This window comes from Mesorhizobium sp. M7A.F.Ca.AU.001.01.1.1, from assembly GCF_004022735.1.
GTDB classification, from domain to species: Bacteria; Pseudomonadota; Alphaproteobacteria; order Rhizobiales; family Rhizobiaceae; genus Mesorhizobium; species Mesorhizobium ciceri.
This window is the reverse complement of sequence record NZ_RZPF01001138.1, coordinates 1-1,158: the sequence shown is the minus strand read 5'-3', so window position 1 is coordinate 1,158 and position 1,158 is coordinate 1. Positions and strand designations below refer to the sequence as shown.

Sequence of the window (1,158 nt, the reverse complement as noted above, 5' to 3'; positions counted from 1 at the left end):
CTCTATCCGCACCGCACCTATATTGCGGCCAAGGTGCGGATAGAGTGCGTAGATCGGGCTGGAGCCGGGGCGAAACTCATCCAGCTGCACTTCCAACCGGCCGTCGCTGATCGCAGCATCGACCAGCAGGCTGGGCAGATTGCCGATGCCGAAACCGGCGGTGGTCATCTGGTAGGCGGCCTCGACGCTGTTGGTCGAGATGCGCCCGCCGACAGCCGCATCGAAAGGGCCGTCTGGTCCGATGAAAGGCCATGTGCCAAGCCGCTTGGCGAAATTGCTCAGCACGCAGGAATGGCTTGCCAGCTCATCCGGGTGGACCGGGCGGCCGTTTGTGTCCCAATAATCGGGCGTGGCGCAGACATAGTTGCGAACTTCCCCAAGCCGGCGGGCAATCAAGGCGGAATCGGCCTGACCGCCGAAGCGGATGGCGACATCGTAGCCTTCCTCGACAATGCCGACGACATAACGCGCGGTGAGGTCGAACTCGATCGTGGTGAGCGGGTTCTCTTCGAGGAATTTCGGCACCAGCTTGGTTATGCGCGTGTGGCCCAGAACATTGGAGCAGGAAACCCGGATCAGGCCGCGCGTCTCCTTGTGAAGGCCGCGCGTCGAATCCTGCAGTTCGGAAATGTCGTCGAGCAGGATGCGGGCACGCGGAGCATAGTCGCGGCCCGCCTCTGTGAGGCTGAGGCGCCTTGTGGTGCGATTGATGAGCCGGACGCCGAGGTCGTCTTCCAGTTCCTTGATGGTGCGGCTGACGGCCGTCGTCGACATGTTGAGATCGCGCGCCGCCGCCGACAGGCTGCCCAGCAGGCAGACCCGATCGAACACCCGCATCGCCGTCAGAAGATTCATCTTGCCTTCCCCTCGCCGTCGCGGCCCCGCCGCCATCCGCTGCGTCTTGTAGAAAACAGCGCCCAGCAACGACGCGGCAAGGGCATTCCACCGAATTTGGGCGTAAAATCAACAATGGGAGAACCGATATGACATCCAGACCTCTTCATCCGGCGATCGGCACATTTGCGAAAGGCGCGAAGAGCGGCGCGCTTGGCCGCCGCGAGTTCCTGGCGTTGGCCAGCGCCTTCGGCGCCAGCACGGCGATTGCCTATGGGCTCATCGGTCAACCGGTTCCGGCGCGGGCCGAGGAAGCCGCCCAAC

Annotated in this window: 1 protein-coding gene and 1 pseudogene; one reads left to right on the top strand and one right to left on the bottom strand. The window is 63.5% G+C overall.

Annotated elements, in window-relative coordinates; all coding sequences use genetic code 11:
• Window positions 1–855 (bottom strand): LysR family transcriptional regulator (locus EN884_RS36540; protein ID WP_164895444.1); only part of this gene is annotated, 855 nt, incomplete at its 3' end.
• 128 nt (window positions 856–983) lie between these two features.
• On the opposite strand from EN884_RS36540, the pseudogene EN884_RS39995 reads away from it, so the two are divergent.
• A pseudogene (locus tag EN884_RS39995) lies at window positions 984–1,158 on the top strand (diguanylate cyclase); the annotation flags it as partial.